The organism is Pseudomonas sp. EggHat1, from assembly GCF_014892995.1.
Classification (GTDB): Bacteria; Pseudomonadota; Gammaproteobacteria; order Pseudomonadales; family Pseudomonadaceae; genus Aquipseudomonas; species Aquipseudomonas chaetocerotis.
This window is the reverse complement of record NZ_JACKQK010000013.1, coordinates 95,247-108,799: the sequence shown is the minus strand read 5'-3', so window position 1 is coordinate 108,799 and position 13,553 is coordinate 95,247. Positions and strand designations below refer to the sequence as shown.

General features: G+C 62.4%; 14 protein-coding genes. 5 read left to right on the top strand and 9 right to left on the bottom strand.

Annotated elements, in window-relative coordinates; all coding sequences use genetic code 11:
* Nucleotides 1-4 precede the first annotated feature (4 nt).
* The gene (locus INS93_RS19360) at nucleotides 5-322 is read right to left on the bottom strand and encodes a DUF883 family protein (RefSeq protein ID WP_003461988.1); all 318 of its coding nucleotides are present in this window, start codon (nucleotides 320-322) and stop codon (nucleotides 5-7) included.
* 372 nt (nucleotides 323-694) lie between these two features.
* Between INS93_RS19360 and INS93_RS19355 the strand changes: the two genes are divergently transcribed.
* Nucleotides 695-1,903 (top strand): ammonium transporter, encoded by a 1,209-nt coding sequence (locus tag INS93_RS19355; RefSeq protein ID WP_192984984.1) that lies wholly within the window; start codon nucleotides 695-697, stop codon nucleotides 1,901-1,903.
* An 854-nt stretch (nucleotides 1,904-2,757) separates the two neighbouring features.
* On the opposite strand, the gene INS93_RS19350 is transcribed toward INS93_RS19355, so the two are convergent.
* Genes INS93_RS19350 through purM form a run of 3 tightly spaced genes read right to left on the bottom strand, consistent with a single transcriptional unit; the run spans nucleotide 2,758 to nucleotide 5,185 of the window.
* Nucleotides 2,758-3,474 (bottom strand): DUF3108 domain-containing protein, encoded by a 717-nt coding sequence (locus INS93_RS19350; protein ID WP_192984982.1) that lies wholly within the window; start codon nucleotides 3,472-3,474, stop codon nucleotides 2,758-2,760.
* An 8-nt stretch (nucleotides 3,475-3,482) separates the two neighbouring features.
* On the bottom strand, nucleotides 3,483-4,127 hold the full coding sequence (gene purN / locus INS93_RS19345; protein ID WP_192984980.1) for a phosphoribosylglycinamide formyltransferase: 645 nt from the start codon (nucleotides 4,125-4,127) through the stop codon (nucleotides 3,483-3,485).
* A complete protein-coding gene (gene purM / locus INS93_RS19340; RefSeq protein ID WP_192984978.1) occupies nucleotides 4,127-5,185 on the bottom strand; it encodes a phosphoribosylformylglycinamidine cyclo-ligase in 1,059 nt (352 codons plus the stop codon). Before purM ends, purN begins: the two co-directional genes overlap by 1 nt.
* 247 nt (nucleotides 5,186-5,432) lie before the next feature.
* On the opposite strand from purM, the gene INS93_RS19335 reads away from it, so the two are divergent.
* The 3 genes from INS93_RS19335 (at nucleotide 5,433) to hda (ending at nucleotide 8,339) form a co-directional block, all read left to right on the top strand.
* Nucleotides 5,433-6,473 carry a DUF2066 domain-containing protein gene (locus INS93_RS19335; protein WP_192984976.1) on the top strand — a complete coding sequence of 347 codons (1,041 nt, stop codon included), beginning with the start codon at nucleotides 5,433-5,435 and terminating at the stop codon, nucleotides 6,471-6,473.
* Between the two features lie 73 nt (nucleotides 6,474-6,546).
* Nucleotides 6,547-7,638 (top strand): AI-2E family transporter, encoded by a 1,092-nt coding sequence (locus INS93_RS19330; protein WP_192984973.1) that lies wholly within the window; start codon nucleotides 6,547-6,549, stop codon nucleotides 7,636-7,638.
* Complete coding sequence (gene hda / locus INS93_RS19325) at nucleotides 7,635-8,339, top strand: DnaA regulatory inactivator Hda (protein ID WP_192984971.1); 705 nt, start codon at nucleotides 7,635-7,637, stop codon at nucleotides 8,337-8,339. Before INS93_RS19330 ends, hda begins: the two co-directional genes overlap by 4 nt.
* 129 nt (nucleotides 8,340-8,468) lie before the next feature.
* Here the strand turns inward: hda and INS93_RS19320 are convergent, their stop codons facing one another.
* The 3 genes from INS93_RS19320 to arsC are packed head-to-tail and all read right to left on the bottom strand — an operon-like array spanning nucleotide 8,469 to nucleotide 9,825.
* Nucleotides 8,469-8,876, bottom strand: coding sequence for a DUF2069 domain-containing protein (locus tag INS93_RS19320; RefSeq protein WP_192984969.1), 408 nt, complete (start codon nucleotides 8,874-8,876; stop codon nucleotides 8,469-8,471).
* Between the two features lie 2 nt (nucleotides 8,877-8,878).
* The gene (gene wrbA, locus INS93_RS19315; RefSeq protein ID WP_192984967.1) at nucleotides 8,879-9,475 is read right to left on the bottom strand and encodes an NAD(P)H:quinone oxidoreductase; all 597 of its coding nucleotides are present in this window, start codon (nucleotides 9,473-9,475) and stop codon (nucleotides 8,879-8,881) included.
* Complete coding sequence (arsC, locus tag INS93_RS19310) at nucleotides 9,472-9,825, bottom strand: arsenate reductase (glutaredoxin) (protein WP_192984965.1); 354 nt, start codon at nucleotides 9,823-9,825, stop codon at nucleotides 9,472-9,474. The genes wrbA and arsC overlap by 4 nt, the downstream gene beginning before the upstream one ends.
* Nucleotides 9,826-9,961: 136 nt before the next feature.
* Between arsC and INS93_RS19305 the strand changes: the two genes are divergently transcribed.
* Nucleotides 9,962-11,179 carry a YihY family inner membrane protein gene (locus INS93_RS19305; RefSeq protein WP_192984963.1) on the top strand — a complete coding sequence of 406 codons (1,218 nt, stop codon included), beginning with the start codon at nucleotides 9,962-9,964 and terminating at the stop codon, nucleotides 11,177-11,179.
* Between the two features lie 432 nt (nucleotides 11,180-11,611).
* Here INS93_RS19305 and INS93_RS19300 read toward each other — a convergent pair whose 3' ends face one another.
* Together INS93_RS19300 and INS93_RS19295 are read right to left on the bottom strand one after the other, a co-directional pair.
* Nucleotides 11,612-12,004, bottom strand: coding sequence for a hypothetical protein (locus INS93_RS19300; RefSeq protein ID WP_192984961.1), 393 nt, complete (start codon nucleotides 12,002-12,004; stop codon nucleotides 11,612-11,614).
* A gap of 114 nt (nucleotides 12,005-12,118) precedes the next feature.
* The gene (locus INS93_RS19295; protein ID WP_160017479.1) at nucleotides 12,119-13,525 is read right to left on the bottom strand and encodes a PilZ domain-containing protein; all 1,407 of its coding nucleotides are present in this window, start codon (nucleotides 13,523-13,525) and stop codon (nucleotides 12,119-12,121) included.
* Nucleotides 13,526-13,553: the final 28 nt, after the last annotated feature.

Here is a 13,553-nt window from a genome sequence, read left to right as displayed (position 1 = left end):
GCTGTCAACGGCGACTTATCAGCAGGCCGAGCACCAGGCCGATAGCGGCCGACAGGCCGAGCGCCTGCCACGGGTGCTTGTGCACGTAATCCTCAGTGGCGTCGACGGCGATCTTGCCCTGTTCGCGCAGGCCGGACTCGGCTTTGTGCAAGGTGTCGCGGGCACGGTCAAGACTGCTGCGAATGTCATCGCGCAGCGCTTCGGCCTGTTCACCAGCGAGGCTGGCGGAATGTTGCAGGAGCTTCTCGGTGTCGCTGACCAGAGCCTGGAATTCATCCAGCAGGGCGTCCTTGGTGCTTGGAGTAGCGGCTTTGCGTGGCATGGTGAGCAGTCCTCTGCGTTGGGTATGTACTGTTTACGAGTGCTCTGCAGCGTGAGGGTTCCGCAAGAATAGTCGTGAAGTGACCGGTTTGGTGTTTGGTATAGCGATTGCATTTTGCTGGTGCGCGAAGGTCGCGAAATGCCCTGTGATGGGGCTTTCTCGGTGCGGCTCAGGATGGTCAATTTCGCGCATAACCATTTGATTAACAAGAAATAAGCATCGATCAGTCAGTCTTTGGTGGCGCTATTTTGGGGCCGTCAGACAGCACTTTTCGAGGGCGCGCTGCATGTGTTGGCTGCATTGTGGTGCGCATTTTCGGTTTTGTGCCTTTGTTTGGTGCTTTTTCTTCTGCCTCCGGAGTTTTCTTTCTCGATGGAAAACATCAACAGTGCCGTGGCCACGCTGATCCACGGCTCCAATACCCTGTTCATCCTGCTGGGTGCAATCATGGTCCTGGCCATGCATGCCGGGTTTGCCTTCCTTGAAGTGGGAACGGTGCGGCAGAAAAACCAGGTCAACGCGCTATCGAAGATTCTCTCGGATTTCGCCATCTCCGCCCTGGCGTATTTCTTCATCGGCTACTGGATCGCCTACGGCATCAACTTCTTCGAGCCGGCCGCGGTGCTGACGGAGAACCATGGGTACGGTCTGGTGAAGTTCTTCTTCCTGCTGACCTTCGCGGCGGCGATTCCAGCGATTATCTCCGGTGGTATTGCCGAGCGCGCCAGGTTCGGCCCGCAGCTATGCGCCACGGCGTTGATCGTGGCGTTCGTCTATCCCTTCTTCGAAGGCATGATCTGGAATGGCAACTACGGTTTCCAGGCCTGGCTCGAGGCTCGCTTCGGTGCAGGCTTCCATGATTTTGCCGGTTCGGTGGTGGTGCATGCCATGGGCGGTTGGTTGGCCTTCGGCGCGGTGTTGTTGCTGGGGCGTCGCAATGGTCGCTATCGCGACGGCAAGCTGGTGGCCATGGCGCCGTCGAACATTCCATTCCTGGCGCTGGGCTCGTGGATTCTGATCATCGGCTGGTTCGGCTTCAACGTGATGAGTGCGCAGACGCTCGAAGGCGTCAGTGGCCTGGTGGCGGTCAACTCGCTGATGGCCATGGTCGGTGGTACCGTCGCCGCGCTGCTGGTAGGGCGCAATGACCCAGGCTTCCTGCACAACGGCCCGCTGGCTGGTCTGGTCGCCATCTGCGCCGGCTCGGACCTGATGCACCCGATTGGCGCCCTGGCCACTGGCGCGATTGCCGGTGCTCTGTTTGTCTGGGCATTCACCGCGACTCAGGTGAAGTGGAAGATCGATGACGTGCTCGGCGTCTGGCCGCTGCATGGCCTGTGCGGCATCTGGGGCGGCATCGCTTGCGGCATCTTCGGCCTCGAAGCATTCGGTGGCCTGGGAGGCGTCAGCCTGGCCAGCCAGGTGATCGGCACTGCGCTGGGCGTGGTGGTCGCGCTGGTCGGTGGCTTCGTGGTGTACGGCCTGCTCAAGGTGTCTTTGGGCATTCGCCTGAGTCAGGAAGAGGAATACAACGGCGCCGACCTGTCGATCCACAAGATCGGTGCCGTGAGTCAGGATTGAGCTATTACCGGGTGCTGCCAGCCAGCGCCCGGAACAGGCAATAAAAAAGTTCTTCGCATAGTTTGGGGAAAGTGCCAGTTGATACCGGACTGGCAAGTTTGTGTGCGTATTGCTCACGGGCTTAGCACTATCCATTACCGCGTGCGCTGAGCGTTTGGGTTGCGCCCCTTACGGGCGCCACACCTTGATTCGCTTTGCTCACCCTTCGGGCCAGCCTGCGGCTGTTACTTCGCTTCGCTGCGTTTCCTCATTCCGGCGCTGCTCCGGGGGCCGGCTTACAAGGGCCATCCCTGGCCCTTTAAGCGGGGCCGCCATCGGTATCTCGCCGCATCCATGCGGCTCGCTCCCCTACGCAACACCTCCACTCGGCCTCCTGAAGGGGACCGGGCCGCGAGCTTGCGTAATCTTCGCGAAATTGAAATTGGCGGCGTCTGTGCCTTGCCTTTGCTCTTCAACTGCGATGGTACAGACGACGCCCAAGTCCCCTTCAGGAGGCCGAGTGGAATCACCGCGTAAGGGGTTGAGCGACATGGATGTCGCGAGAGCCACGATGGGCCAGGGATGGCCCTTCGTGGCGGGCCCCTGGAGTGGTGATGGAGCGAGGGAACCCCGGCGCAGCAGGGGCCGTATGTAGGGGTGTGTTTCTTTGCTTACTTTCTTTGCACAAGCAAAGAAAGTGAGTCGCCCGTAAGGGGCGAAACCCATCAGGCCAGGCGGCGTGCTAATGGATAGTGCCAAGTCATCGACAGCTAACACTTAATTGCCAGCCCGGTGTCAAGCGTATCCTCTCCGCGAGAATGCAAAAAACCATAAAAAAAACCGGGCATTAGCCCGGTTTTTTGTGCGCTTGCCAATCAGTCGCGACGACCTTCGACCGGCTTGCCGGCGACGGTGCCGTCCTTGAGCATGATCTGGTATTCCTTGCCGTCGGTTTCCACCTGATGCAGGCGCACCAGCAGGTGGCCCCAGTCCTTGGCGAACCACAACACGGTCTTGCGGGTGCTCTGCGTGGGGTCCCGCACGCGCTCGACCTTGATCGCGTCGATTAGGCCGGCCTTGGTACGTACCACTTCTTCGCCCAGCACACGGAAGTCGTAGGTTTCGATCTCGTCACCGTCGACCACCTGATAGCTCACGCTCTTCTTGCCGGCCGCGACGTCCTGTTGCAGGGCGATCTGGTAGGTGGACTTGTCCAGCAGGCCGCGATTGAGCGGGAAGCGCACGGCGTCACCACGGTCGGTGCCGATGACCTGCTTCTGTTCCCAGTCGAAGTCCTGCTCGACTTTCTTGCCTTTGCCCAGGCCGCTGCGATTGAGGCGGTAGGTCAGTGGCATCAGGGTCTGGTTGTCGACCCGGAAGGTGCTTTCTTCGGTGAGGCCGGCGACCAGCATCGACGCTTCGAAGTTGAGGGTCCAGCGGCCGTCATCTTCGCGCTTGAGGCTACGCTCGGCGCTGCCACTGACCGGTAGCTGCTTCCAGTCCGCAGTGTAGCTGGCGGAGAAGGGCTGCAGGTCCTCGGCAAGGGCGGGCAGGCTGAACAGTGTCAGGGCGAACAGCAGGGCACGACGCATAGAGTCTCCTAGGTTCGAATCAGATGGCCGCTGGCGGGCAGCGGCTGGCCATCCAGCATTGCGCCTTGAGCGCCAAGACGCAAGCGGCCTTCGGCAAACCAGCGTACAGCCAGAGGATAGATCTGGTGTTCCTGCTGATGAACGCGGCGCGCAAGGCTTTCGGCCGTGTCGTCTGCCATGACTGGCAGCACAGCTTGTACGACCAGAGGGCCACCATCGAGTTCCTCTGTCACGAAGTGCACGCTGCAGCCGTGCTCGGTATCGCCGGCCTCCAGGGCGCGCTGATGGGTGTGCAGCCCTTTGTGCTTGGGCAGCAGTGACGGATGGATATTCAGCAGGCGGCCTGAGTAATGCTGCACGAAGCCAGGCGTGAGGATGCGCATGAAGCCGGCCAGCACCACCAGATCAGGCTGGTGGGCGTCGATGGCCTGGATCAGGGCGGCATCGAAGGCTTCGCGGCCGTCGAACTGCTTGTGGTCAAGCAGTTCGGTAGCGATCCCGGCCTGTTTCGCCCGCTCCAGACCATAGGCACCGGCGCGGTTGCAGATAACCGCGGCGATGCGGGCCGGATTGCCGTCGTGGGCAACGCTGTCGATCAGCGCTTGCAGATTGCTGCCTGACCCGGAGATCAGGACGACGACATTGCAGGGCATCAGTGGGCTTTCAGGTTGTTCAATTGAACCTGGGCTGCACCTTCTGCCGCTTCGGTGATCTGGCCGATGACCCAGGGTTGCTCGCCGCTGGCGCGCAGGCTGGCCAGGGCGGTTTCGACCTGATCCTGAGCGACGCAGATGACCATGCCGACGCCGCAGTTCAGGACGCGGTGCATTTCGTGCTCGTCGACGTTGCCCTTTTCCTGCAGCCAGTCGAACACGGCCGGGCGATTCCAGCTAGCGACGTCGATCACCGCCTGGGCGCCTTGCGGCAGTACGCGCGGGATGTTGTCCAGCAGGCCGCCGCCGGTGATGTGGGCCATGGCCTTGACCGCGCCGGTGTCCTTGATCAGCTTCAGCAACGGCTTGACGTAGATGCGGGTCGGCGCCATCAGCAGGTCTGCCAGGGCCTTGCCATCCAGTTGCACCTGCTCGATGTCGGCGCCGGAGACTTCGATGATCTTGCGGATCAACGAGTAGCCGTTGGAGTGCGGGCCGGAGGAGGGCAGGGCGATCAGGGCGTCGCCAGTCACGACTTTGGAGCCGTCGATGATTTCGCTCTTTTCCACCACGCCGACGCAGAAACCGGCCAGGTCGTAGTCTTCGCCTTCGTACATGCCCGGCATTTCGGCGGTTTCACCACCGACCAGGGAGCAGCCAGCCAGTTCGCAACCGGCGCCAATGCCGGTGACCACGGTGGCGGCTACGTCGACGTTGAGCTTGCCGGTGGCGTAGTAGTCGAGGAAGAACAGCGGCTCGGCGCCGCAGACCACCAGATCGTTGACGCACATGGCGACCAGGTCCTGGCCGATGCTGTCGTGCTTGTTCAGGTTCAGCGCCAGGCGCAGCTTGGTGCCGACGCCATCGGTACCGGACACCAGGACGGGTTGCTTGTAGCCGGCCGGGATCTCGCACAGGGCGCCGAAGCCGCCCAGGTCACCCATGACTTCCGGACGCGCAGTGCGCTTGGCCACGCCCTTGATGCGCTCGACCAGGGCTTCACCGGCATCGATGTCGACGCCTGCGTCCTTGTAGCTGATGGAGGGTTGCTTGCTCATAGATCCGGGCCTTTGGATGGGGAGTTCGTGTAGGCGCCGACGTGGCGCAGGCTCATCCAAGGAGCCCGGCGCGCGTACCGGCTGGCGAAGGCGCGCGATTTTATCAGGCTTGCCCGGTAGCGGCCACTCGCGTGCATGCGCTTCGTCGCAGGCACGGGCTCTGGTTGCCGGGGCTTGAGCGGCTGTTTAAGGTATAGGCCTTTGTGGCCGCCCTCCGTGCAGCCATCCCTTGCGAGAGTCCGCCCCAATGCGTTTGCCCATCCGTCTGCTGTTCTTTTGTCTGTCGCTCCTGAGCCTTCCGGCATTGGCCGCGCCGGTTACCGGTCTTTATCAGGTGCGTGAACCCGTGGCGGATCAGCAGCCGGAAAGCCGTGACGCGGCCATGCAGAAGGCCCTGCAGACTCTGGTGCTGCGTTTGACCGGTGATGCCAAGGCGCTGCAGAGCGCTGGGCTGGAAGGTCTGCGCAAGGACCCGCAACAGATCGTCAGTCAGTACGGCTATGAAGGTGAAGCGCTGTTGGTCGAGTTCGATCCAGCCAGCACCGATCACCAACTGCGCCAGGCAGGCCTGGCCCTGTGGGGCGCCAACCGTCCGGCCATTCTCACCTGGTGGCTCAACGAATCGCCGGAAGGCAGCCAACTGGTTGGCGAAAGCCAGAGTGCATCGGCGTTGCTACGCGATGCTGCTCAGCATCGTGGCCTGCCGCTGCGTCTGCCGCTGGCGGACCTGAGCGAGCAGGCGCTGGGCAATGCCGATGCCTTGCTGGCCAACGATCCGCAGGCACTGCGCGAGGCCTCCGAGCGCTATGGCGCCGATGCCTTGCTGGCCGTGCAGGCGACCGAGAGCAGCGGTAACTGGCAGGCCACCTGGCGCCTGTGGTTGGGCGACGAGCGTGAACAGGGCAAAGCCGAAGGCGCCGATCAGGCTGCGTTGGCCGATGCCGTGCTGCTGGCGGTGGCCGAGCGCCTGGCCCCGCGTTTTCTGGTCAAACCTGGTGCTGCGCAAAGCCTGACGCTGGTAATCGAAGGTGCAGACCTGGGTCGTTTCGCGGCGCTGGAGCGCTTGCTCGAACCCTTCGCCGCGCGTTTGCAGGAGATCGATGGCCAGCGCCTGGTCTATCAGGTCAGTGCTAGCCCGGAGCAATTGCGTGCGCAACTGGCATTGGGGCAGTTGCAGGAAGTCAGCGAGCCGCTCGATGCCGCTGAGCCGGTAGAGAACCCGGAGGCCGCTACAACCGAGGCTCCGCAGGTGAAACCGCGCACCGATCAGTTGCGCTTTCGTTGGTAGAATTCCTGTCGGGTAGACCACAGCCCAGTTCCGCGGCGCCTTCCTGGCGCCGTTTCGCATTGAGGACGCGAGCATGACCGATTCCACCCGTTGGCTATGGATGGCTGGGCTGTTCCTGCTCGGCTGGCTGCTGTACCTGTTACACCCGATTCTTTCCCCGTTCCTGATCGGTATCCTGCTGGCCTATCTGGGCGACCCGCTGGTCGACCGCCTCGAGCGGCACCGCCTGTCGCGCACCGGCGGCGTAGTGGTGGTGTTCACGCTGTTCGCGCTGGCGCTGCTGATCCTGTTGCTGGTGCTGGTGCCCATGCTGGGACGACAGCTGGTGCGTCTGTACCAGCTGGCGCCGGAAATGCTCGACTGGCTGCAGGGCACGGCGTTGCCCTGGTCGCAATCACATCTGGGTTTGCAGGATGACCTGCTGCAGATCGATCAGCTCAAGCAGGTCTTCACCGATAACATCGGCAAGACCACCGATGTGCTCAAGATGGTGTTGGCTCAGGCCACGTCTTCGGGCCTGGCGCTGCTGGCCTGGCTGGGCAACCTGCTGCTGATTCCGGTGGTGAGCTTCTACCTGATGCGCGACTGGGATGTGCTCGTCGAGCGCCTGCGTCGTCTGCTACCGCGCCAGCGCGAAGGATTGGTAGTCAAGCTGACTGGCGAATGCCACGAGGTGCTCGGTGCCTTCCTGCGTGGCCAGTTGATGGTAATGCTGGCGCTAAGCATCATCTACGCCTCTGGTCTGATGCTGGTGGGGTTGGAGCTGGGGTTGCTGATCGGTGTGCTGGCTGGCCTGGCGAGCATCGTGCCCTACATGGGCTTCATCGTCGGTATCGGTGCGGCGTTGACTGCCGCGTTGTTCCAGTTCGGTCTTGAGCCCTATCCGTTGATCGGCATCGGTGTGGTGTTCATGATCGGCCAACTGCTCGAAGGTATGGTCCTGACGCCCATGCTGGTGGGTGATCGCATCGGTTTGCATCCGGTCGCAGTGATCTTCGCCATCCTCGCTGGCGGCCAGCTGTTTGGCTTCACCGGCGTGCTGCTGGCCTTGCCGGTTGCCGCAGTGATCATGGTTCTGCTGCGCCATGCCCATGATTTGTATAAACTTTCCGGTCTTTACGGAGAGTCCAACAGCGGTTCTGATGAGCCGCCGAGCCCTGCATGAAACCAATCCAGCTGCCTCTGGGGGTGCGTCTGCGTGACGACGCCACCTTCGCCAACTACTACCCCGGCGCCAATGCCGCGGCCCTGGGCTATGTCGAGCGTCTGTGCGAGGCCGATGCCGGCTGGACGGAAAGCCTGATCTATCTGTGGGGCACTGAGGGCGTGGGGCGCAGCCACTTGCTGCAGGCCGCCTGCCTGCGTTTCGAGCAGCGCGGCGAGGCGGTGGTGTACCTGCCGCTTGGCGAGGTGGTGCAACACGGCCCGGAACTGCTCGACAACCTCGAGCTGTGCGAGCTGGTTTGTCTCGATGATCTCGATGCAGTGGCTGGCCGCAGCGATTGGGAGGAGGGTTTGTTCCACCTGTTCAATCGTCTGCGTGACAGCGGCCGGCGTCTGTTGCTGGCCGGCACCATGTCGCCGCGCGAGTTGCCCATTCAACTGCCCGATCTGAAGTCGCGGTTGACCCTTTCGCTGGTGTTCCAGCTGCATGAGCTGTCCGATGAAGACAAGCTACGCGCCCTGCAGCTGCGTGCCTCGCGTCGTGGCCTACAGATGAGCGACGAGGTCGGTCGCTTCATCCTCACCCGTGGCGAACGCAGCATGAGCGCGCTGTTCGAGTTGCTGGAGCGCCTGGATCAGGCTTCGCTACAGGCCCAGCGCAAGCTGACCATTCCCTTTCTCAAGGAAACGCTGGGCTGGTAGCGGCAAGCCGCAAGCCAACATACGTCGGTCGGCGCATCGCTCTGCCTGTCTCCAAACCCCACTACAGCCCGATTCAGCGCCCGTGCGTACCAACTAAGCCCCCTGAATAGCGCGGCTTAAGACTGTTGCTTATTCCCCTGCCAACTTGCGGTCGTACTGGAAGCGCCAGCGCGTATACAGCAGCGCCGTGCAGAACAGGCCGAAGCTGATTACCGCCTCCAGCGCGCCGAACAGTGCACGCGCCGGATCGATGGCGGCCAGTACGCCCTGGATGAAGTAGATATTGACCACGAAGCAGGCCCAGGCGTGGGCGCGGGCATTGCCCATCAGTATCCCGGGGGCGAGCAGCGCCAGCGGCAGCAGCTGAATGGCCAGCACTACGCCGACCCGCGCGCCATGCAGATCGGCGAAGCCCAGATTCCACACCAGCAGCAGGGTCAGTAAAGCGATGAAACTGAACAGGCTCAGCGCTCGACTGAGTTTGACCCGTGGCTCCAGCCATTCGAGGCTGGGCAAGGGTTTCTTCGCTCGGGCCACGTTCAGCGCTCCAGTTTGCTGGCGGTTTGCGCCAGGCGTTGACCCAGTGCGCGGCAAAGGGCTGTTTCATGCTCGTCCAGCGCGCGTTTGCCGTCACCACCAGCATGGTGACTGGGGCCGTAGGGCGTGCCACCGCCGCGGGTTTCGAGCAGGGCCGATTCGCTGTAGGGCAGGCCGCAGACCAGCATGCCGTGGTGCAACAGAGGCAGCATCATCGACAGCAGGGTGGTCTCCTGGCCGCCATGCAGGCTGGCGGTGGAGGTGAACACGCCGGCTGGTTTGCCAACCAGTTCGCCGGTGAGCCACAGGTTGCTGGTGCCATCGATGAAGTACTTGAGTGGTGCGGCCATGTTGCCGAAACGGGTCGGGCTACCCAGGGCCAGGCCCGAGCAGTTCTTCAGGTCGTCCAGGGTGGCATACATGGCGCCGTCCTCCGGCACGCTCGGCGCAACGGCCTCGCATTCGCTGGATACCGCCGGCACCGTGCGCAGACGTGCTTCCAGGCCGGCCATCTCGACACCACGGGCGATCTGCCTGGCCATCTGCGCGGTGGCGCCGTGGCGGCTGTAGTAGAGCACGAGGATATAAGGCGCGCTCATGCCAGCAGCTCCAGCACTTTTTCCGGTGGGCGGCCGATCACGGCCTTGTCGCCAGCGATCAGAATCGGGCGCTCGATCAGTTTGGGATGCCTGACCATGGCCTCGATCAGCTGCGCCTCGCTCAAACCGGTATCGCCCAGGCCTAGTGCCTTGTACTCGTCTTCGCCGCTGCGCAACAGTTCGCGGGCGCTGATGCCCAGCTTGCCGAGCAAGCTCTTGAGTTCGCCAGCGCTGGGTGGTGCGTCCAGATAGCGCACTACCTGCGGTTGCAGGCCGCGGGCTTCCAGCAGCTCCAGAGCGCCGCGGGATTTCGAGCAGCGCGGGTTGTGGTAGAGGGTCAGGTCGGTCATGGTGGCTCGCATCCGGCTTGAGGTGGCGGCTATTCTAACCGCCTGGTGCGCGGATGCACGCAAACCGCTGGGTCGCTTTGCTGCGACCTTTTCACGCGGCGCACTGTCTGTAAGGTTTGAGAGCTAAGGAGAGGGCATGCGGGTTCGTTTTAAGGACTGGCTGGGGTTCTGGCTGAGTCTCTACAAGCGTTTCGTGGAGAACCGTGGCGCAGGCAATGCGGCTGCCTTGACCTACACCACCTTGTTCGCCGTGGTGCCGATGATGACCGTGACCTTCGCCATGCTTTCGGCGATTCCGGCATTCAAGGACGTGGGCGAGGACATCCAGGGTTTCATCTTCAATAACTTCGTGCCTTCCACTGGCGAGACGGTGCAGGAGTACCTGCGCGAGTTCACCACTCAGGCGCGGCAGTTGACCTGGTTCGGCGTGGGGCTGCTGGCTGTCACCGCCTTCCTCATGCTGGTGACCATCGAAAAGACCTTCAACGTGATCTGGCGGGTGCGTCAGCCGCGCCGCGGTATGTCCAGCTTTCTGCTGTACTGGGCGATCCTCAGCCTCGGGCCGTTGCTACTGGGGGCAGGTTTTGCGATCAGTACCTATATCGCCTCGCTGTCGCTGATTTCCGGGCCGGATGCCGTCTTGGGCGCCAAGACCCTGCTTGCCTTCGCGCCGCTGCTATCGAGCATCGCAGCCTTTACCTTGCTCTATGCGGCGGTCCCGAATACTCGGGTGCCCTTGCGCCATGCGTTGCTGGGCGGTTTGTTCAGCGCCGTACTGTTCGAAGTGGCCAAGGCACTGTTCGGCCTATACGTGCGCCTGTTTCCCGGTTACCACCTGATCTACGGCGCCTTCGCCACGGTGCCGCTGTTTCTGCTGTGGATCTATCTGTCCTGGTTGATCGTGCTGCTGGGCGCCGAGCTGGTGTACGGCCTCTCGCAACCACGGCACTGGCGCCGCGAACCCATCCCCAAGGGATTGATTCTGCTAGTGGTGCTGCGCCTGTTGCTCAAGCGTCAGCAGAAGGGCGAAGTCCTGCATTATGGTGATATGCAGCGTGCTGGCTGGCGTTTACCCGAGGACGAGTGGAGCCAGGTGATGGACTTCCTCGAGCGCGAGCACCTGGCATGCAAGGCCAGCGGTGGAGGTTGGGTGCTGTGCCGTGACCTGCATAATTTTTCCCTGCATCAACTACTCGAGTGCAGCCCTTGGCCGTTGCCGAGCCTCTCGCAACTGCCCGCTCAGCTTGACGAGCCCTGGTATCCGGCATTGCGCGAGGGAATGGAACGCATGCAAGCGGAGCGCGAGGAGCAGTTCGGCGCCAGTCTGGCGGACTGGTTGCCGGGGAAGGGCTGAGGAAGCGTAATGGAGGGTGACGAAAAACGTCACTTTCAGGCGTTGCCCAGGCCTGATGCGCTCTGAGCAAAGGCGTGGCGGCAATGAATGCGTTGTAGAAGGGCTGGCACGCTTCTAGCAAATGCAAGGTCAGTTGCTATCGAACTGCCAGCAAGGCAGGGATCGCTGAGGACGCAGGCAGTAATGACGGTAAAAAACAGGGTAATCCACCTTCATCGACGCGATCCGCAGGAAGCGCTGACGCGGCTCAACCGAATCACTGGGCTGCACTTCGCACGTTGGCCGGAGTCGCTGCTCGAGCATGTTGCTGCCGAAAACCTGCAGCCAGACGCTGACGACTCAAATCCGCAGGTTACGCCCAGCTCCGGAGTTTCCTCAGGCTGAAAGCGAAACCCCGCGTCGATGCGCGGGGTTTGATGTTCCAGTTCTGTCTCAGGCCATGGCCTGGCGGCTCTCGCTGTTGGCCAATTCGACGGCTTGAACGAAGAATTCCTCGACTACCAGGCTTTGCGCCGGCACCGCCGAGCGCAGGCGCACCTGCATGTCTTCGATCTTCAGCCGCACCGGCATGCGAGCGATCCCGGAGAGCAGGATCTTGCCATGGGCATTGACCTTGCCGTGGTCGACATTGACCTCGCGACGCTTGTCTCCATCGCGATAACTCACCAGCAGCGACACCGGCAGGTTGGCCAGCCCCGGCAGTTGCAGCCAGGTGGCGACGTTGTATTCGGCTACGCGCCCCTCGTAGGGCGTGACCAGCAGGTGAGCGGCGTCGACGATGCGCGAGGGCACGGAGCCAATCAGCTTGTCTTGCGCTTGGGACATGGTGAAATTCCAGGCTAGGTGAGACGTTAGTACCGGGAATTATAAGCAGCCACCTGCTGGCGAAACTGTGCACTCGGCGGACAGACCGCGTGACTGGAGTCGCAGTTTCGCGTATCAGGCCAGGCGCAGCGGGTGACGAGTAACCGATGAGGTCTGCAGGTTGCTTTCGGGAAGAGGGAGGATCGCCTGATTATGCACGCTGACCAGTTGCAGCCAAAGGTGCTCGCCGGAGGCAAACTGGCCGTTGGGCAGCCACAGGCCGTGGTGCCAGCCGTTGCCCGGTGCCGGGGTACTCTGCAATACACCCGGATGAGTCTGCGCATTGGGGGCGCGTCGCAGCCAGACCGGCCGTGGCAGGCCTTTCAGATAGCGCAGCCCGAGGTGCAAGCCTTCGCTATTGAGATGACGCCAGCGCACCAATGCCAGAGTCGGTGTGCCATTGGTAAGCAGCAGAACCAGTTGCCCGACCTGCAGTTGCCCGCCCTCGTTGGCGTTGCACAGCAGGCGCGCGCCGCCTGGACTGGCGTCGAGAATCTGTGCCTCGGTGCGTTGTGGCAGCTTGTCCAGCAGTTGCGCATGAATGGCTGGCAGGCCGACCACCAGGCTGCATTGTCCGTCCAGTTCGGCGCGTTCATGGCGACGTTGCTGGCGTCCCAGCCAGTGCTGACGTACTCGTTCAAGCAACTGACGCTCCTGCGTGCTTTGCAGTGGCGCTGGTTCATGCAGCGCGATCAGCAGAGCTCCCAGTTCGAAGCGGCGCAGGTTGGCGGCCTCGCCTTCGATACGTTGTTCGAAACTCAGGCAGGCCTGTGATTCGCTGAGGTCGACTACCGGACCTTCGATTTCGTCTTCCTCGTCCCAGGCTTGCAACCTGGCCAGCGCGGCCAGAGGCGCCAGTGCGCTGAAAAGAGTCAGGCACTCGCCTTCATCGAGGTGGAAGGGGTTGCTCAGGGCCAATAGCAGCATCTGCTGGTAGAGACCGCGCAGGGTGCTGGCCGGCTTCGGCTCGAAGGCCGCCGCCACTGGCTCGTCCAGGCACTGCTGATGCTCGCCGATCCAATACAGCAAGTGGCTGTCGCGCCAGAGCGCTGCGGGTGGCTCCTGGTACAGCTGATAGTGGCGCAGCAACTGCTGGGCAAGGAAGTGCTGGGCCATGTACAGGCACCAGGCCAGGTGCGGCATCGATGGTTGACGCCCCTGCAGGATTTGCAGCAGCAGGCGTTTGAAACCGATCGCCAGCTCGCCGCAGAAACGCACGAACAGAGTGCTTGGCGGATGCTGGCGATTGGCAAGGCCGGCGTAATGGCGGTACTCGTCACTGAAGTTTTGCAGCGCACGCTGCCTTTCCAGTAAGGTCAGGGCGCTGCGATTGAGCGAAAACAACAGGCCCAGTACGTGTTGCAGGCCATTTTCCTGCTCCAGGTGGCGAGCCGTCGCGAGTCGCTGGACAATTTCCGCCGGCGATACGCTGTTGTCCTCGCGGATGTCCGGTACTTCCAGGCGCAGGGCATCCAGCGTCATATCAACCCCGGGTGGACGAGGATCGAGT

What these genes read in the sequence shown, in the direction of transcription:
- purM (WP_192984978.1), bottom strand. Translation starts at nt 5,185, where the DNA reads ATGAGCAAGCAACCCTCCATCAGCTACAAGGACGCAGGCGTCGACATC.
- INS93_RS19330 (WP_192984973.1), top strand. Translation starts at nt 6,547, where the DNA reads ATGACCGATTCCACCCGTTGGCTATGGATGGCTGGGCTGTTCCTGCTC.
- INS93_RS19360 (WP_003461988.1), bottom strand. Translation starts at nt 322, where the DNA reads ATGCCACGCAAAGCCGCTACTCCAAGCACCAAGGACGCCCTGCTGGAT.
- INS93_RS19300 (WP_192984961.1), bottom strand. Translation starts at nt 12,004, where the DNA reads ATGTCCCAAGCGCAAGACAAGCTGATTGGCTCCGTGCCCTCGCGCATC.
- INS93_RS19335 (WP_192984976.1), top strand. Translation starts at nt 5,433, where the DNA reads ATGCGTTTGCCCATCCGTCTGCTGTTCTTTTGTCTGTCGCTCCTGAGC.
- INS93_RS19350 (WP_192984982.1), bottom strand. Translation starts at nt 3,474, where the DNA reads ATGCGTCGTGCCCTGCTGTTCGCCCTGACACTGTTCAGCCTGCCCGCC.
- arsC (WP_192984965.1), bottom strand. Translation starts at nt 9,825, where the DNA reads ATGACCGACCTGACCCTCTACCACAACCCGCGCTGCTCGAAATCCCGC.
- hda (WP_192984971.1), top strand. Translation starts at nt 7,635, where the DNA reads ATGAAACCAATCCAGCTGCCTCTGGGGGTGCGTCTGCGTGACGACGCC.
- INS93_RS19305 (WP_192984963.1), top strand. Translation starts at nt 9,962, where the DNA reads ATGCGGGTTCGTTTTAAGGACTGGCTGGGGTTCTGGCTGAGTCTCTAC.
- INS93_RS19295 (WP_160017479.1), bottom strand. Translation starts at nt 13,525, where the DNA reads ATGACGCTGGATGCCCTGCGCCTGGAAGTACCGGACATCCGCGAGGAC.
- purN (WP_192984980.1), bottom strand. Translation starts at nt 4,127, where the DNA reads ATGCCCTGCAATGTCGTCGTCCTGATCTCCGGGTCAGGCAGCAATCTG.
- INS93_RS19355 (WP_192984984.1), top strand. Translation starts at nt 695, where the DNA reads ATGGAAAACATCAACAGTGCCGTGGCCACGCTGATCCACGGCTCCAAT.
- wrbA (WP_192984967.1), bottom strand. Translation starts at nt 9,475, where the DNA reads ATGAGCGCGCCTTATATCCTCGTGCTCTACTACAGCCGCCACGGCGCC.